Origin of the sequence: Duncaniella sp. C9, assembly GCF_004803935.1 — a bacterium.
Classification (GTDB): domain Bacteria; phylum Bacteroidota; class Bacteroidia; order Bacteroidales; family Muribaculaceae; genus Duncaniella; species Duncaniella muris.
This window is the reverse complement of record NZ_CP039547.1, coordinates 760357-775433: the sequence shown is the minus strand read 5'-3', so window position 1 is coordinate 775433 and position 15077 is coordinate 760357. Positions and strand designations below refer to the sequence as shown.

The 15077-nt window shown below is 54.3% G+C and carries 15 protein-coding genes; 10 read left to right on the top strand and 5 right to left on the bottom strand.

Translation table 11 applies throughout. From position 1 onward, the window contains the following. Positions 1-31 precede the first annotated feature (31 nt). The 9 genes from pyrH to E7745_RS03150 all read left to right on the top strand — a co-directional run bounded on the left by pyrH (position 32) and on the right by E7745_RS03150 (position 8871). Complete coding sequence (pyrH, locus tag E7745_RS03190; protein ID WP_107032093.1) at positions 32-742, top strand: UMP kinase; 711 nt, start codon at positions 32-34, stop codon at positions 740-742. Positions 743-843: 101 nt separating this feature from the next. Further along, entirely contained in the window at positions 844-1401 is a 558-nt protein-coding gene (frr, locus tag E7745_RS03185) for a ribosome recycling factor (RefSeq protein WP_107032026.1), read from the top strand. Between the two features lie 258 nt (positions 1402-1659). Next, positions 1660-2439, top strand: coding sequence for a radical SAM protein (locus tag E7745_RS03180; protein ID WP_123398734.1), 780 nt, complete (start codon positions 1660-1662; stop codon positions 2437-2439). Further along, complete coding sequence (locus E7745_RS03175) at positions 2436-3353, top strand: LD-carboxypeptidase (protein ID WP_136408293.1); 918 nt, start codon at positions 2436-2438, stop codon at positions 3351-3353. The genes E7745_RS03180 and E7745_RS03175 overlap by 4 nt, the downstream gene beginning before the upstream one ends. 247 nt (positions 3354-3600) lie before the next feature. Continuing rightward, complete coding sequence (gene ybeY, locus E7745_RS03170; RefSeq protein WP_136408292.1) at positions 3601-4035, top strand: rRNA maturation RNase YbeY; 435 nt, start codon at positions 3601-3603, stop codon at positions 4033-4035. Beyond that, positions 4036-5916, top strand: coding sequence for a tRNA uridine-5-carboxymethylaminomethyl(34) synthesis enzyme MnmG (gene mnmG / locus E7745_RS03165; protein ID WP_136408291.1), 1881 nt, complete (start codon positions 4036-4038; stop codon positions 5914-5916). Between the two features lie 65 nt (positions 5917-5981). Further along, a complete protein-coding gene (locus E7745_RS03160) occupies positions 5982-6500 on the top strand; it encodes an adenine phosphoribosyltransferase (RefSeq protein WP_107032031.1) in 519 nt (172 codons plus the stop codon). A 29-nt stretch (positions 6501-6529) separates the two neighbouring features. Then, a complete protein-coding gene (uvrC, locus tag E7745_RS03155; RefSeq protein WP_124075736.1) occupies positions 6530-8341 on the top strand; it encodes an excinuclease ABC subunit UvrC in 1812 nt (603 codons plus the stop codon). Positions 8342-8445: 104 nt separating this feature from the next. Next, a complete protein-coding gene (locus E7745_RS03150; RefSeq protein WP_107032033.1) occupies positions 8446-8871 on the top strand; it encodes a hypothetical protein in 426 nt (141 codons plus the stop codon). A gap of 212 nt (positions 8872-9083) precedes the next feature. Here E7745_RS03150 and E7745_RS03145 read toward each other — a convergent pair whose 3' ends face one another. Next, positions 9084-9851 (bottom strand): EFR1 family ferrodoxin, encoded by a 768-nt coding sequence (locus tag E7745_RS03145; protein ID WP_123398739.1) that lies wholly within the window; start codon positions 9849-9851, stop codon positions 9084-9086. Positions 9852-10000: 149 nt separating this feature from the next. On the opposite strand from E7745_RS03145, the gene E7745_RS03140 reads away from it, so the two are divergent. Further along, the gene (locus tag E7745_RS03140; protein ID WP_168181971.1) at positions 10001-11146 is read left to right on the top strand and encodes an MFS transporter; all 1146 of its coding nucleotides are present in this window, start codon (positions 10001-10003) and stop codon (positions 11144-11146) included. A gap of 68 nt (positions 11147-11214) precedes the next feature. On the opposite strand, the gene E7745_RS03135 is transcribed toward E7745_RS03140, so the two are convergent. The 4 genes from E7745_RS03135 to E7745_RS03120 form a co-directional block, all read right to left on the bottom strand. Further along, positions 11215-12498, bottom strand: a complete 1284-nt coding sequence (locus E7745_RS03135) for a DUF2851 family protein (protein WP_107032036.1) — start codon at positions 12496-12498, stop codon at positions 11215-11217. Positions 12499-12582: 84 nt separating this feature from the next. After that, on the bottom strand, positions 12583-13062 hold the full coding sequence (gene ribH, locus E7745_RS03130; RefSeq protein ID WP_136408290.1) for a 6,7-dimethyl-8-ribityllumazine synthase: 480 nt from the start codon (positions 13060-13062) through the stop codon (positions 12583-12585). Positions 13063-13110: 48 nt separating this feature from the next. Beyond that, entirely contained in the window at positions 13111-14133 is a 1023-nt protein-coding gene (locus E7745_RS03125) for a hypothetical protein (protein WP_136408289.1), read from the bottom strand. Positions 14134-14188: 55 nt separating this feature from the next. Further along, positions 14189-15052 carry a hypothetical protein gene (locus E7745_RS03120; RefSeq protein ID WP_136408288.1) on the bottom strand — a complete coding sequence of 288 codons (864 nt, stop codon included), beginning with the start codon at positions 15050-15052 and terminating at the stop codon, positions 14189-14191. Between the last annotated feature and the right edge of the window lie 25 nt (positions 15053-15077).

The following is a 15077-nucleotide window of genomic DNA, read 5'->3' as shown; positions in this document are numbered from 1 at the left end:
AGACACATATATTATATATAAGCACAAGGAAATGGAAGCAAAATACAAAAGAGTGCTGCTTAAACTCAGCGGCGAGTCGCTCATGGGAAAGCAGGGCTACGGGATAGACACCGAGCGTCTTTCGGAATATGCGTCACAGATCATGGAGATCTGCTCTATGGGTGTTCAGGTGGCCATCGTCATAGGCGGTGGCAATATTTTCCGCGGTCTTTCAGGAGCTGCCAAAGGTTTCAACCGTGTCAAGGGCGACCAGATGGGAATGCTCGCCACGGTGATCAATTCGCTGGCACTTTCATCGGCTCTTGAATCTATCGGACAGCCTGCAAAAGTGCTTACAGCCCTTAACATGTATCCTATCGGCGACTACTATTCAAATCGTGTGGCCATCGAGGCTCTTCAGCGCGGCGAAGTGGCCATCATAGCCGGCGGCACAGGCAATCCGTTTTTCACCACTGACACCGGAAGCGCCCTGCGCGGCATCGAGGTTGAGGCCGACGTGATGCTCAAAGGCACCCGCGTGGACGGAATCTATACGGCCGATCCCGAAAAAGATCCTGCTGCCGTCAAGTTTGACAAGATTTCCTATGACGAGGTCTATAACCGCGGTCTCAAGGTCATGGACCTCACGGCAACCGCTCTCTGCAAGGAGAACCATCTGCCCATCGTTGTGTTCGACATGGACACTCCGGGCAATCTTCTCAAGGTCATCAGCGGCGAGAACATCGGCACTCTTGTCTACTGACCCGCGCCTGTGATGGTCTGAGTCTGCCTTATGAGAGCTGACCGGCCCCGTGAAACCGATTGTTTTTAGAAACAGAAATAACCAATAAATACATCCCTTTTATGGAACCCTCTGATTACCTTAATCCGGCCGAAGAAAAAATGGAGATGGCCGTGGCTTATCTTGACGAATCGCTGGCCCATATCCGTGCCGGCAAAGCCAATCCGAAGATTCTTGACGCAGTGCGTGTGAGCTACTACGGCAGCAATGTGCCCGTGTCGCAGGTTGCAAACGTGGCTGTTCCTGACGCCCGTACAATCACCATCACTCCCTGGGAAAAGGCCATGTTCAAGGAGATTGAGAAAGCTATCATCAACTCTGAGATCGGCATCATGCCTGAAAACAACGGAGAAGTCATCCGTCTTTCCATCCCACCGCTGACTGAAGAACGCCGCCGTGCGCTGGTGAAGCAGTCGAAAGGCGAGGCTGAGAATGCCAAAGTGAGCGTGCGCAACGCCCGCCGCGATGCTATAGAAGGTCTGAAAAAGGCCGTGAAGCAGGGCATGAGCGAGGATGTCGAGAAGGATGCTGAAAATGATGTGCAGAAGCTTCATGACAAGTATCTCAAAAAGATTGACGATCTTTTTGCTGCTAAGGAAAAAGAAATTCTGACCGTCTGATCTGACGGAGTTTTTCTCGATAAAAGAGCCGGTGGAGATTCTCTGCCGGCTTGTTTTTTGATGACAGGGCTGGTTTTTCCAGGGTCAGCTGCCGATTTACCGCTCCGGATGGCGTGCCTTCTCTGTTGCATTTTGCAGGGGTGCATGGCGATTTTTAGGCTGAATTCTTCGGATAGGAGACGAAAATTGCTTAATTTTGTTTTAAAGAAACATGAAGTCAATATGATTTCAGTTTCTGAATAATCTCTAAGAAAAGATATGCAGACCGTACTCTTTCACTCTACTATTTTCGGGCCTATCAGATCGCGGCGGCTCGGCGTTTCGTTGGGGGTCAATCTGACTCCTGACGATGGAAAGATATGCACATTCGACTGCCTCTACTGCGAGGCCGGTTTCAATGCCCAGGGCCCCGGAACCACCGGTTTCGCGCCACGCGAACGGGTGGCACGCCTGCTCGAATCGCGCCTCAGAAACATGAGCGAAGCCGGCGAACCGCTTGATGTGATCACTTTCTCAGGCAACGGCGAGCCTACTCTCCACCCTGATTTCGGAGGGGTGATTGATGACACTCTGCGCCTGCGCGACCGCTATTATCCGTCGGCCAGAGTCAGTGTACTGAGCAACTCCACGCGCCTTGACCGCCACGATGTGGAGGAGGCTCTGCGCAAAGTCGACAACAATATTCTGAAACTCGATTCGGCCCTTACGGCGACAATGCGCGCCATTGACCGCCCTACACAGCCGTCGTTTACCTCGGAAAAGGCCATCGACCTGCTCTGCCGTTTCAAAGGGCAGTGCATAGTCCAGACCATGTTTCTGCGTGGCGAATACGAGGGTGTCAGGATTGACAATACCACTCCGGAAGAGGTCGATGCGCTCATCGAGGCTTATCGGCGAATTCAGCCCCGCGAGATAATGATCTATTCGATCGACCGTCAGACTCCGGCCCAGGGACTTGAGAAGGTGTCGCGCGAGGAACTTGAAGAAATTGCCCGGCGCATAAGCCTGGCCACAGACATAAAAGTACAGGTAGCATGACAGAGGAACGCCCGATACTGACTCCGCGACCGCTGCGCCACGGCGACCGTGTGGCAATAGTCTCGCCCGCCGGAATCATCAAGCCGCAGGTGGTCTACAATTCTCTTCCGGTGCTTGCCGACTGCGGGTGGGTGCCCTATGTAGGCAAAAATACTTTCGGCCGCTTCGGCACTTTTGCCGGAACGGATGACGAGCGTTATGCCGACCTTGAAGCGGCTTTGCTCGATCCTGACACCCGCGCCATCATCTGCTCGCGCGGAGGCTACGGCGTGGTCCATCTTCTCGACCGGCTCGACCGCCTGCCGCTGCGCGATGATCCGAAATGGATAGTGGGCTACAGTGACATCTCGGCTCTTCATGCCCTGATGACCCGCCACGGCATAAAGTCAGTCCACGCTCCGATGACGAAACACATTTCGGAGAACCGCGGACGCGACACGGATTCCCGCCGGCTTTTCGAAATTCTTTCAGGCGCCATGCCTGATCTGCGTGCGGGCGGCCATCCGCTCAACCGGCCCGGCGAAGCCGAAGGTCTTCTGGTGGGTGGCAATCTCGCTGTGATAGCCGGACTGCTCAGCACTCCGTTTGATGTCATAAGGCCCGGACGCATTCTCTTCATCGAAGACATTGCCGAACCTATATATAAGGTGGAGCGGATTCTCTACACTTTGCGCCTGAGCGGAGTGCTCGGTCATCTGGCCGGACTGGTGGTGGGCCGTTTTACGGATTATGCTCCAGACCGCGGGTCGGCGTCGATGGAGGAGATGATCAGCCGCATTGTGGCTGACTATTCTTATCCAGTGGCCTATGGAATTCCGGTGGGCCACGTGGACCACAATGTGCCGCTCGTCTGTTCATCGCTTGTCAGACTTGAGGTGACACGAAATTCAGCTGTCATCACACCGATAGGGTAGGGGAGAGGAGGACTGTTCCGTCAGCTCAGGCTCCGGCATCGGCATCAGTGCTGCGGCCGGTCTGTTTCAGGCAAAATCCTTTGAAAATTCACGCCCACCCGTGCAGACCAAAATGAATTTTTAATTCTCAGAGCCTTAAAATTCGGGTAATCTGTTTTGATTTAGTGAATTAAGTCCGATTTTGGCTTTTCGACGATTGAGTCAAATAAAATTTGACCGAGATAGAAAAAATACTTAACTTTGTAACATGAACAAAATTGAGTGGCTGACCGACGGCGTGACCCTTATGCCTGACATCGACGCCCCGCTTTTGGAAAAGTGGATAGCGGCGGTGGCCAAAACACACAACCGTATCGTCGGGCCTCTCACCTATATATTCTGCGATGACCAGAAGATCATAGAGGTCAACCGCCGGTTTCTGAATCACGACTATTTTACCGATATCATCACCTTTGACTATTCGCGCGGGCGAATGGTGTCAGGCGACATGTTTATTTCCCTTGATACGGTGCTTTCGAACTCCGAACTCGTGGGAGCCACTTATCAGCGTGAGCTTCTGAGAGTAATCATCCACGGAGTCTTGCATCTCTGTGGCATCAACGACAAGGGACCGGGTGAGCGTGAGATAATGGAAAATTTTGAAAACCAAGCACTTGTATTGCTTGACGAAATAAAATCATAAATGAACTTCGACTATGACGTCATTGTCATCGGCGCCGGTCATGCCGGATGCGAGGCTGCTCATGCGGCCGCGCGTCTTGGTGTGTCGACTCTGCTGATGACTATTGACATGAACAAAATTGCCCAGATGAGCTGCAATCCTGCTGTAGGTGGAATTGCCAAGGGGCAGATAGTTAGGGAAATAGACGCTCTCGGAGGCATGATGGGTGTTGTCACCGACGAGAGTGCCATACAGTTTCGTATGCTCAACCGCTCCAAAGGTCCGGCCGTATGGAGCCCGCGCTCACAGAGCGACCGTATGGAATTTTCGCGCCTGTGGAGAAATATCCTTGAAAATACCTCGAATCTCTCTATCTGGCAGGATTCGGCCAACGGCCTGCTGATTGAGGACGGACGTGTGACGGGCGTGACAACCTGCCTCGGCGTGACTTTCAAGGCCAGATGCGTGGTGCTGACCGCAGGCACATTCCTGAATGGACTGATGCACACCGGGCCGGTGAAACTGCCGGGAGGACGTGTTTCAGAGCCGGCTTCGCATGGTCTTACCGAGCAATTGCGCGAACTGGGCTTCACTACTGACCGCATGAAGACCGGAACTCCAGTGCGTATCGACGGCCGGTCGGTTGACTGGAGTCAGACCAATCTCCAGGACGGTGACAATGATTTCCACAAGTTCAGCTATCTGCCGAACATTCACCGCAAGCTACGTCAGCGTCCATGCCACACGGTCTACACCAATACCGAAACCCACAGAATTCTTCGGGAAGGACTGCCGTTCTCTCCCCTCTACAACGGACAGATCCAGAGCATCGGACCGCGTTACTGCCCCAGTATAGAAACCAAAATCGTAACCTTTGCCGACAAAGACGAACATCAGCTTTTCCTTGAACCTGAAGGCGAGGTGACCAACGAATATTACCTTAACGGCTTCTCGTCATCGCTGCCGATCGATGTCCAGATCCGGGCGCTGGAAACAGTTCCGGCTCTGCGCAACGTGCATATTTTCCGCCCCGGCTATGCTATCGAATATGACTTTTTTGACCCTACGCAGCTCTATCACACACTTGAGACGAAGCTCGTCAGCGGCCTCTATTTCGCCGGTCAGGTCAACGGTACCACCGGTTATGAGGAAGCCGCCGGACAGGGGCTGATAGCGGGAATCAATGCCGCTCTCAAGGTCAAAGGAGCCGAGCCGTTTACCCTCGCGCGCGATGAAGCTTATATAGGAGTGCTGATCGATGATCTCGTCACCAAGGGCGTCGATGAGCCTTACCGCATGTTTACCTCGCGCGCTGAATACCGCATACTTCTGCGTCAGGACGATGCCGACATGCGTCTCACACCGCGCGGTCATGCCATAGGACTCGCCACCGACTACCGCTTCAATGAAATGGAAAGCAAACGCCGTCAGCGCGACTCGCTCATTGAATTCTGCCGTGAATTTTCAGTGAAAGCATCGCTGATCAATCCCTATCTTGAAAGCATCGGAGAGCAGCCGTTGAAGCAGGGCGTGAAACTCCATGACCTGATTCTGCGCCCCGGCCTGACGGTTGAAATTCTTGCCAAAGGCATCGGGCCGTTTGCCGAATTCATAAAAGAAAATATAGAAGAAGCGCGACGTCAGGAGATCATAGAGGCAGCCGAAATTCTGATGAAATATCAGGGCTACATACAGCGCGAGCAGCAGATAGCCGACAAGCTCCGCCGGCTGGAGAACCTGACTATCCGCGGCAAGATCGACTATGCGTCGCTCACCGCACTCTCTACTGAAGCCAGGCAGAAACTCGAACGCATCAACCCCGAAACCATAGCCCAGGCATCACGCATTCCTGGCATCTCTCCGGCTGATATAAACATACTGCTGTTGCTCATGGGACGATGAAAAATCATTGTTTCACGTGGAACAATTTTACTAAAAAGAATCATAAATCTAAATTCAAATACATCATGGAATATCTGAAACAGCGCATCCGCGACGTCTATGACTTCCCTAAGAAGGGTATAGTTTTTAAGGATCTCACCACACTTTTCAAAGATCCACGCGGTCTGCATATCATCGGCTGGGACCTTTCCCAACTTTACCGCGACAAAGGTGTTACTAAAGTTGTAGGCATCGAGTCACGCGGCTTCATCGGCGGTTCGATCCTCGCATTCGAACTCGGAGCAGGCTTTGTGCCCGTCCGCAAGCCCGGCAAACTTCCTGCCGATACAATCCAGGCTTCATATGACAAGGAGTATGGAAAGGATGTGATCGAGATCCACCGCGATGCGATCACTCCTGATGACATCGTGGTGCTTCATGACGATGTGCTTGCCACCGGCGGAACAATGGCTGCCGCCTACGAGCTTGTAAAATCTATGAATCCTAAGAAGATTTACATTAACTTCATCATCGAGCTTTCGGCGCTCAACGGACGTGCGGTGCTTCCGGCCGATGCTGAAGTGACTTCGCTGATCACATATTAAACAACCTTTGATAAATACCTTCGATATCATTGGCCAAACATAAGAAATCGGCCTCTCTGACCGAAAAAATATCAATTCTTCCCGATACCCCCGGCGTCTATATGTATTATGACGCCGAGGGTACGGTGATTTATGTAGGTAAGGCTAAAAACCTCAAACGGCGTGTAAGCTCTTACTTCAACCGTACGCATGACAGTCTCCGCACCAATCTGCTGGTGCGCGCCATCACTGACATGAGCTATATAGTTGTGCCTACGGAGCAGGATGCGCTCAACCTTGAAGCCTCGATGATCAAGGAGTATCAGCCGCGCTACAATGTGTTGCTGAAGGATGACAAATCCTATCCCTGGATAGTGGTGACAAACGAGCCTTATCCGAGGGTTTTCATGACGCGCCAGCGCATAAAGGACGGGTCGAAATACTACGGCCCATATACCGACACGGGCAGCGCGCGCGCCACTCTTGATCTTCTCAGAAAGCTCTATTCCATCCGTTCGTGCCGTCAGCCGATGACTCTCGACTGGGTTCGGGCCGGCAAGGGCCGTCTCTGTCTCGACTATCATCTCAAGCGTTGCAAGGGGTGCTGCACGGGGCTTGTGTCGGCCGAGGAATATGGCCGTGATATTGAAAAGGTGCGCACTATTCTGCGTGGCGACATCGGGGAACTCCTGACGTATCTGCGGGGAGAAATGGAGAAACTCTCGCTTGAAATGCGTTTTGAAGAAGCTCAGGAACTCAAGGAACAGTATGATCTGATCAGACGCTATCAGGCCAAGAGTGTCATAGTCTCGCAGACCATCGAGGACATTGACGTGTTTGGTATAGACGATGAAGACAGCGATGTCTACATTAACTATATGCACGTGCGCCACGGTGCCGTTGTCAAGTCGGTCACGCTCGAATTCAAGCGCCGTCTTGACGAGTCGAAAGCGCAGCTTCTGGGCTATGCCATGTCTGAAATTTCAGAGAGTCTCGGAGTGAAATTCGACGATGTGATAGTGGCGGAAATGCCGGATGTGGAGATGCCCGATGTACGCTTCATAATGCCTCAGCGCGGCGACAAAGCCAAACTGCTGGAGGTCTCGCAGAAGAACGCGCGCCAGCATCGGGTGGACAAGATCAAGACAATGGAGAAACGGAATCCGGAGACGAGAGCCGACAGGATTCTGAAGCGGATGCAGTCTGATTTTCATCTCTCGGAACTGCCGCGCCACATAGAGTGTTTTGACAATTCGAACATCCAGGGCACGAATCCCGTGGCCTCATGTGTGGTCTTCAAAGATGCGCGTCCGAGCAAAAAGGACTATCGTCATTTCAACATAAAGACGGTGGTCGGACCTGACGATTTCGCCTCCATGAAAGAGGTGCTGACCAGGCGCTACACACGCCTTGTCAACGAGGGACGGGAGTTGCCGCAGCTCATCGTGGTTGACGGTGGCAAAGGTCAGCTGTCGGCAGCTGTGGAGGCTCTTGACGAGATGGGGCTGAGGGGCAAAATAGCTGTGGTCGGCATTGCGAAGCGCCTTGAGGAAATCTATTTTCCGGGTGACAGCATTCCGCTCTATATCGACAAAAACAGCGAGACTCTGCGGGTGGTACAGCACCTGCGCGACGAGGCCCACCGCTTCGGAATAACCCACCACCGCGACCGCCGCAGCAAGTCGCAGGCTGTCTCGGAACTTGACGGAATAAAGGGAGTCGGAGAGAAAACCCGCACGGCACTGCTGACCCATTTCAAGAGCGTCAGACGTCTGCGCGAAGCCGACCTCGATGCCATTGCCGAAGTGGTCGGTCCGGCCAAGGCTTCGATTGTTTTCGGAGCCCTCCATGCCGAGGAGTGAGTTATTGTCAGCCCTTCCCGCATCATCGCACTTAAAGGCCGTGGCGGGGCCTTATCTTTGCAATGAAATTTTCATTATCAAGAACCAATTGCAAAGAAACAGACATGAATCTCACACGTATCTTTCCGATCCTTCTTCTGCTGAGTGTGGAATACTCTGGGGTCTTCATCGCCGTCATTGCCGACCTTGTCAGCGGCCTTCGGAAATCTCGCTCCAGAGGAGAGAAATGTACTTCCTGGGGGCTGCGCCGCTCCGTCGACAAACTGCTGCGCTACTATCTCGCTCTGATGGCTCTCTCGCTTGTCGATTTCATGGCCATCGCCGCCTTTATCCTGCTCCGTGACTCCGGCTCTGTGGCCATACCTGAGTTTCCTTTTCTGACCACATTCGGGGCTTTGTCACTGGCGCTGATCGAAGTCAAAAGCATCTGCGAGAAGTCGGAAGACAAGGGCGATCTGCGCCGTGCCGCAGGGCTGCTTTCCGATATTCTTTCCCGCATTCCGGCCGGATTTCTAAGCCGTCTGAAATAGCGGTCTTGGTCGTGATTCCGGAGCGATCCTGTAGCGCTCCTGTAGCAATCCTGGCTGCTTCCGTTTGAACCGTCTCCTCATTGTCATTATTCCGAAACTAAAAAATTAGTCTGATCTGCATGGCCGCATAAGCCATACTGAGCAGACTAAATTTTTTAGATACTGATCCCTCTTTTCAGAGGGTGATTTAACAAGTTCTGTGCCGATCCGTTTCAGCGGGTCCGGTTGTTGGCATGGATTATATCCTGCAGCGTGACGGCCGGATTCCTGAAGCAGTAGCGGCTGCGCTCATTGCGGTATCTGACGGCACCCTGCGGACAGTTGTGGTAACAGGCGGTGCATTTCAGGCAGTCGCCCTGCCATTGCGGATGGCCGCCGGCGAGTTGCACGTTGGCATTCGGACAAACCTTGACGCAGGTTCCGCAGCCGTTACACTTGTCAGCCTCGACGCTGAATCCGCTGTCGAATTTCGGGCCCTGCGGCATCCGTTCTTCAATAATTCCGATCAGCCTGCTAACCACTCCGGGTTTCTCAACAAAGCATTTCCGCTCCCTGATCTCCCCTGCTATCGCATCCATGCAGACGGAGATTTTTTTGCGTCCGCAGTCTCTGACCTGACGGCTGACACTGACGATTATGAAATTGTTGTCGACCATCTTTATAGTGCGGATGTAGTCGAATATGATGCCTGTCTCCTTCCCTAAGCGGCACATGTGAGTGGCCGCGCGTCCGGCAAGCTCACCGTAGGTCAGAACGGCGAAGAGATATGGCGCCCGTAGGCTGAGGCGGCGCATCAGCTGAGTGACCACAGCGGGTATCTGCCCGAAATAGACAGGCATCACAAGACCTATCCCTTCAGGGTCGCTGAGCTCGACGGAGCCGGCTTGCCGCAGGAGTGTCACGGCGCTTATGCAGCGTCCGCCAATATGCCTGGCCACGGCAAGCGAATTGCCGGTGGCGGTGAAATAAATTACTGTCATGCAGATTTCTGTTAACTGCGTTGGGTCTGCAAAAGTAGCAATAAAAATTTGTCAGCTAAGGGATTTTAGCTAATTTTGCAGGCCAAAATGTCAGTGAAATGGTGCATTATATTGGTTCTCAATAGTTTAAAGATTGTTTTATGAAATGGATGCCCTTGATCCTGCTCACGGTTGCGGGATTCACATTCAACACCTCCGAGATAACCCCTATCGGACTTCTCAGCGACATAGCCGCTGACTTCGGAGTCAGCGAAGCCCGTGCCGGCCTGCTGATTTCTATCTATGCCTGGGTTGTAGCCCTGCTTTCTCTGCCGCTGATGCTCTGGTGTGCGCGCATGGATTTCCGTAAACTGCTGCTGATAATAGTCGGAGTCTTTTTTGTCAGCCACATCGGATCGGTACTCGCCACGGGTTACTGGACACTCCTCGCATCGCGTATCGGAGTGGCCTGCGCCCATTCGCTTTTCTGGTCCATAGCTCCGCCGATGGCAGTTGCGGTCACCCCCGACGGCAAGCGGTCTACAGCCTTGAGTGCGCTTGTAGCCGGCGGCGGCATCGCTCTTATAGCCGGTCTGCCCCTCGGCCGTATGCTCGGTCTTCTTGCCGGATGGCGTGTCACGTTCGGCGCACTCGGTCTTCTGGCGGGACTGATCCTTATAGGGCTTTTCCGTTTCTTCCCCACACTGCCCCGCAGCGGAGAGGGCGAATCGCGGCGCGACATGCTCCGCGATGTGATCACCAGTCGCCCGCTGCTGATGGTCTATTTCATCACGGCCGTGATTGTGACCGGACACTACACGGGCTACAGCTACGTCGAGCCGTTCATGGACCGTATTGTCCACATGCAAGCCAGGGCCATCACTCTTACACTTGCTCTTTTCGGCATAGCCGGTCTGCTCGGCAGCGCTGTCATGACCCGTTATTTTTTCCGCTATCCGCGCCGGATCATCAGCATGGCCTGCATCGGTCTTCCGGTGATGCTTCTGCTTCTGCTCCCGGTAGCCTCGCTGTCGGTGAGCCTGCTCGCGCTGCTCTGCATTCTGTGGGGACTTGCCATGACGATCTACAATATCGCTTTCCAGAACGAGATCATAGTGCTTGCGCCCCACAACTCGGCAGTGGCCATGAGTCTCTACTCCGGAATCTTCAATCTCGGCATTGGCGGAGGCGCTTTTGTAGGCGGCATTGTCTGTGACCACGGAATGATGGCCGACATCGGTTTTGTGGGCGGTTCTATCGCTCTTGTGGCCGCGATCTACGCAATCTTCCGTTATCTGCCTTTGCGTCGATTTTAGGGGTGTTTCCGTGGCTTTTTCTTTGCGATATTTTCTGCGAAACAAATCGCGGGGCCGGAGAAGGTCTTTCAGCGGCGGCGGGCGTGTCTGGCAAGCAGACTGTGGCCGAGACGGCAGTAAAGACATTTGCGCTCTTCGCAGTAGCGGCGGCGCAGCTGGATGAGAGCCTGAGATGTGAAGGCATCCTTGCAGCCGATGCCTGCGTTTGAGAAAAGAGTCACAATCGAATTGCTTTCCGGCGGAAGTTCCTGAAGCCATTCAACTGCCCGACGGGTCATCTCTTCATCGCCGTGCATGTTGCCATAGGCCATCAGGAGCGGGATGGCCACGTTGATAATAAGAATGTCGGCCGAGTTCCGGCTGAGGGTGTCGAAGTTGCGTTCGCTGCCTGGCCCGAAAGTGAAATGGCAGGCCCAGTAGCCTGTGAGCGGCTGGCGGAAGAGTTCGCGCAGGGAGTCGATACTTTCGGTACTGGTTATTTTTCTGACGAGCCTGAAATCGGAGGCTACGAGCTGCGCAAGAAGGGCTATGCGGCGGTGGGGGAAATTGTGGGGGCGCATACGGGCCATTTTCCAGCCTAAAGGCTGAAGGGGGCGCAGAGAGAATTTATGGGCGAAGAATTTGTGCTCCCTGATCAGTTCTTCTACATATGGATCGGTTTTTGGAGCGTTGTCGAGGAAGCCTCCCTGGCCGAAAAACAGGGCTTCCATAGTCAGCTGCGAGTCGCTGTGCTTGCGCAGGAAATGCAGAGGCAGTGACATTGCCAGCCGCTCCATCGGTTCGGAATTGGTGCTGAATCCGAGGGCGCGGGCGAGGATCACGTAGCAGGTCTGTTCCCAGTCACCGGTGTAACGGGCGAGGAGTTCCTCAATGTGTGCGGCCTTGGAATATATGCGCTCATAGGCAAGTGATGTCAGCCAGTCTGTGAGGCGGAGCGAGTCGAGGGTCTTTATTTCCTCGGCACAGGGCAGGTCTATGTCGGCGCGGTCAACCAGCTCATGATAGCGGATATGGAATTCCGGCTCGCATTTCATCACCATCTGCGGAATTATCTCTCCGTTGTGGCGTCTGACGGCGGTGTCGTCACGGTCGACCACATGGAGCACCACGGAGTCATATGCGCGGTCGCCGTCGTGGCGGTGGCGGTGCCAGTCACTTGCTCTGACATGGATCTCGATGTCACCGGCCCACATGGCTTCGCCAAGTTTTATTTTGGCATTGAAAAAGTCAGGCCCCGCATCGGTGTTGAGCCGACCGGGGTCTATGACTGTGACTTTACGCCCGTCCACAGTGACCATGTCCGTTGTTTCCAACAGACGGTGCTGCCACACGTATTGCATCAGGCGTTCCATTCAGGGGTTTGCGGTGGAGAGGCGGGGAGGTGAGAGAATATAGGAATGAGGAGGTGGCGTTGAGCCAACGGGAGGGCGGAGGGCTTAAAGCTCGTCGATATGGCGGTTGAGAGCTACCATCTTGATTGCTGTCTCGGCTGCTTCGGCACCCTTGTTGCCGAGCGAGCCGCCTGCGCGGTCAAGAGCCTGCTGCTCTTCGTTGACGGTGAGCACTCCGAAAATCACCGGGATGTCACAGTCGGCGTTGAGCGAGGTCATGCCCTGGGTCACGCTCTGGCATACGTAGTCGAAGTGGGGAGTGTCGCCCTTTATCACGCATCCAATGATTATGATGGCGTCATATGATCCGGTTTCGATGAGCTTAGAGGCTGCGAATGTCAGTTCTACGGCTCCGGGTACGCTGACCACTGTCACGTCTTTTTCGGGCATTCCGTAGCTGCGCAGAGTGTCAAGAGCGCCGTCGCGGAGGGCTCCGGTGATGTGGCCGTTCCATTCGGCTACTGCTATCGCTATTCTGAAGTCTTTGATTCGGGGGAGTGAGCTGGTAGGGGTGTGCTGTGACATTGTGAAGTTCCTTGTTTTGATTGGTTTTAATTTCAGTCTCCGGGCTTTTTATTTCGGGAAAACCTTGTGCCAGAGGCCGAGTATGTCGAGCGATGAGCTTTTGGCATTGTAGAGTCTGTCGACAATGCGGCGGTGCTCGTCGGTGGCGTTGATCTTTGTGGCTTTATGGAGCATGGTGTTGAGCAGGTGGATGCCCTTGTCCTTCATGGCGCTTATGCGGAGCATGGATTCACCGAGGGCTATTGACAGGCGCAGGTGCCGCAGGGTGAACTGAGGTTCGATCTTGGTCAGATATTTCAGCGCGCGGGTGTAGTACTGCACGGCTTCGCGGTGGCGTCCCATCTGCACGAGTGTGTCGCCCTCGGCTGTTATCGAGTCGATCAGGCGGCTTGTGGCTTCCTCCACTTCCACTCCGGCACTGACCATTTGCAGATAGGTAGAGGTTACGGCCTGGTAGTGGGCCAGGAGTTCGGCCTGGCTGACGCGGTTGCGGTAGGTGGCTGTAGCGGCGTTGAGGGCCATTACGTGAGGCGAGGCATAACGGGCCGGATCGTTCTTGGCCAGGCGCTCGAAGATTTTGAGCGATTTGGCCAGTTCGCGCTCGGCCTGCTTGTACTCCTTGCGTTCGGTGTGGAGATAGGCTATGTCATAGAGCAGCGCGCCGAGTATGGCTAGAAATGGCTCGTCTTTGCGCTTCGGTTCCTGGGCCAGAAGCGAGAGGGCCGATGCGGCGGTGGTCATGGCGGCCTCGCTGTCGGCTTTCTCGATATAGAGAGCGGTGAGAATCTGCATCAGGGCGGCGTGGATGTTGAGCAGATTGCGTTCTTCCTCACCGTTGCGGCTGATCAGCTCGTCAATTTCGCAGACTCCGTGGATGGCACGGTCGATCTCCCCTTTCTCAACCATCTCCATAGCTGTGGAGCGCAGAAAGTCATAGGCTGTGTTGAAGTCTGCGTCGCCGATCGCATGGCGGACTTCCGACATTGAGCGGTTGCGTCTCAGCAAATTTCTGAGAGAGGCTATATCGGTGGTAGTCTGTGCGAATACCGGCTCTAAGGATATGGCTTTCATCTGTCGGCTCTTTGGTGGGTGTGGGGATGGTTGATGATGTTTTGAGTGGTTTCGGTCAGCGTGAGCATGGATGGTTGATCTCTGAAGCGAGTTCGCTGTGGGCTGTCTCGTTGGCGAGGTTCATTATCTCGTCAGGATCGCGCATGCCTTCTGTGAGCGCTCTGACGGTGCCTGCGAGAGCTCCTGCGGTCCACTGCAGTTCTGTGTTGTCAGTCGGGTGGCAGAGCAGGCTCCATGAGCGGTTGCCGTCAAAGAAGCGGAGTTTCTTTGCCACGGGGTCCATGTGGAGGAAACGCGGGCAGTAGAAAAGTATGTGGTCCTTGAAGATGGCTTCGGTTTCTTTGCCTTCGAAGATTGCGCGGATGTCGGCATCGCGGGCCACTATGAGGTCGGCCAGTTCAAGGCAGTCGAACACCGACGGCATCACCCGTGTGATTCTCGGCACCTGATGGGCTTCGAAATATGGCAGATATATAAGGAAGGCTTTGCGGGCCTTGGCATGGCGCAGGAGTTCGAGCAGCCGGGCATGGTTGCGGTCTTCGAGGGCCATGTATGATCCGTAGACCACTATGTCGCCTTCATCTATTCTCGGCCAGACGGCATTGACCGGTTCTGCGGGGAAGCGGCTGTGGTCCACTTTCCGGCTGTCGGCACCATCGGAGAATATTCTGACCGGGCTTACACCTTCGGTGAAGCGGTCAACGGATGTCACGTCGACACGGGCTTCTTCAAGCGTTCTGACTATATGGTCGCCGACAGTTCCGGCAGCGGCCTCTCCGACGCAGAGAGTCGGGAGCTCCATGCGTCCGTCAAGCATCGCCGCGTTCACGGCCCAGTCGCCCACTCCTGTCTGAGCTGAGCCATCCGGGCTCAGAGCCACGTTGAGCGACAGCTCTCCGATATAGATTGCCTTTTTCATAAATTGATGATTCTGTTGTCAAAGA

Coding starts and splice junctions, on each gene's coding strand:
- pyrH (WP_107032093.1), top strand. CDS start 32: ATGGAAGCAAAATACAAAAGAGTGCTGCTTAAACTCAGCGGCGAGTCG.
- frr (WP_107032026.1), top strand. CDS start 844: ATGGAACCCTCTGATTACCTTAATCCGGCCGAAGAAAAAATGGAGATG.
- E7745_RS03180 (WP_123398734.1), top strand. CDS start 1,660: ATGCAGACCGTACTCTTTCACTCTACTATTTTCGGGCCTATCAGATCG.
- E7745_RS03175 (WP_136408293.1), top strand. CDS start 2,436: ATGACAGAGGAACGCCCGATACTGACTCCGCGACCGCTGCGCCACGGC.
- ybeY (WP_136408292.1), top strand. CDS start 3,601: ATGAACAAAATTGAGTGGCTGACCGACGGCGTGACCCTTATGCCTGAC.
- mnmG (WP_136408291.1), top strand. CDS start 4,036: ATGAACTTCGACTATGACGTCATTGTCATCGGCGCCGGTCATGCCGGA.
- E7745_RS03160 (WP_107032031.1), top strand. CDS start 5,982: ATGGAATATCTGAAACAGCGCATCCGCGACGTCTATGACTTCCCTAAG.
- E7745_RS03150 (WP_107032033.1), top strand. CDS start 8,446: ATGAATCTCACACGTATCTTTCCGATCCTTCTTCTGCTGAGTGTGGAA.
- E7745_RS03145 (WP_123398739.1), bottom strand. CDS start 9,851: ATGACAGTAATTTATTTCACCGCCACCGGCAATTCGCTTGCCGTGGCC.
- E7745_RS03140 (WP_168181971.1), top strand. CDS start 10,001: ATGCCCTTGATCCTGCTCACGGTTGCGGGATTCACATTCAACACCTCC.
- E7745_RS03135 (WP_107032036.1), bottom strand. CDS start 12,498: ATGGAACGCCTGATGCAATACGTGTGGCAGCACCGTCTGTTGGAAACA.
- ribH (WP_136408290.1), bottom strand. CDS start 13,062: ATGTCACAGCACACCCCTACCAGCTCACTCCCCCGAATCAAAGACTTC.
- E7745_RS03125 (WP_136408289.1), bottom strand. CDS start 14,133: ATGAAAGCCATATCCTTAGAGCCGGTATTCGCACAGACTACCACCGAT.
- E7745_RS03120 (WP_136408288.1), bottom strand. CDS start 15,052: ATGAAAAAGGCAATCTATATCGGAGAGCTGTCGCTCAACGTGGCTCTG.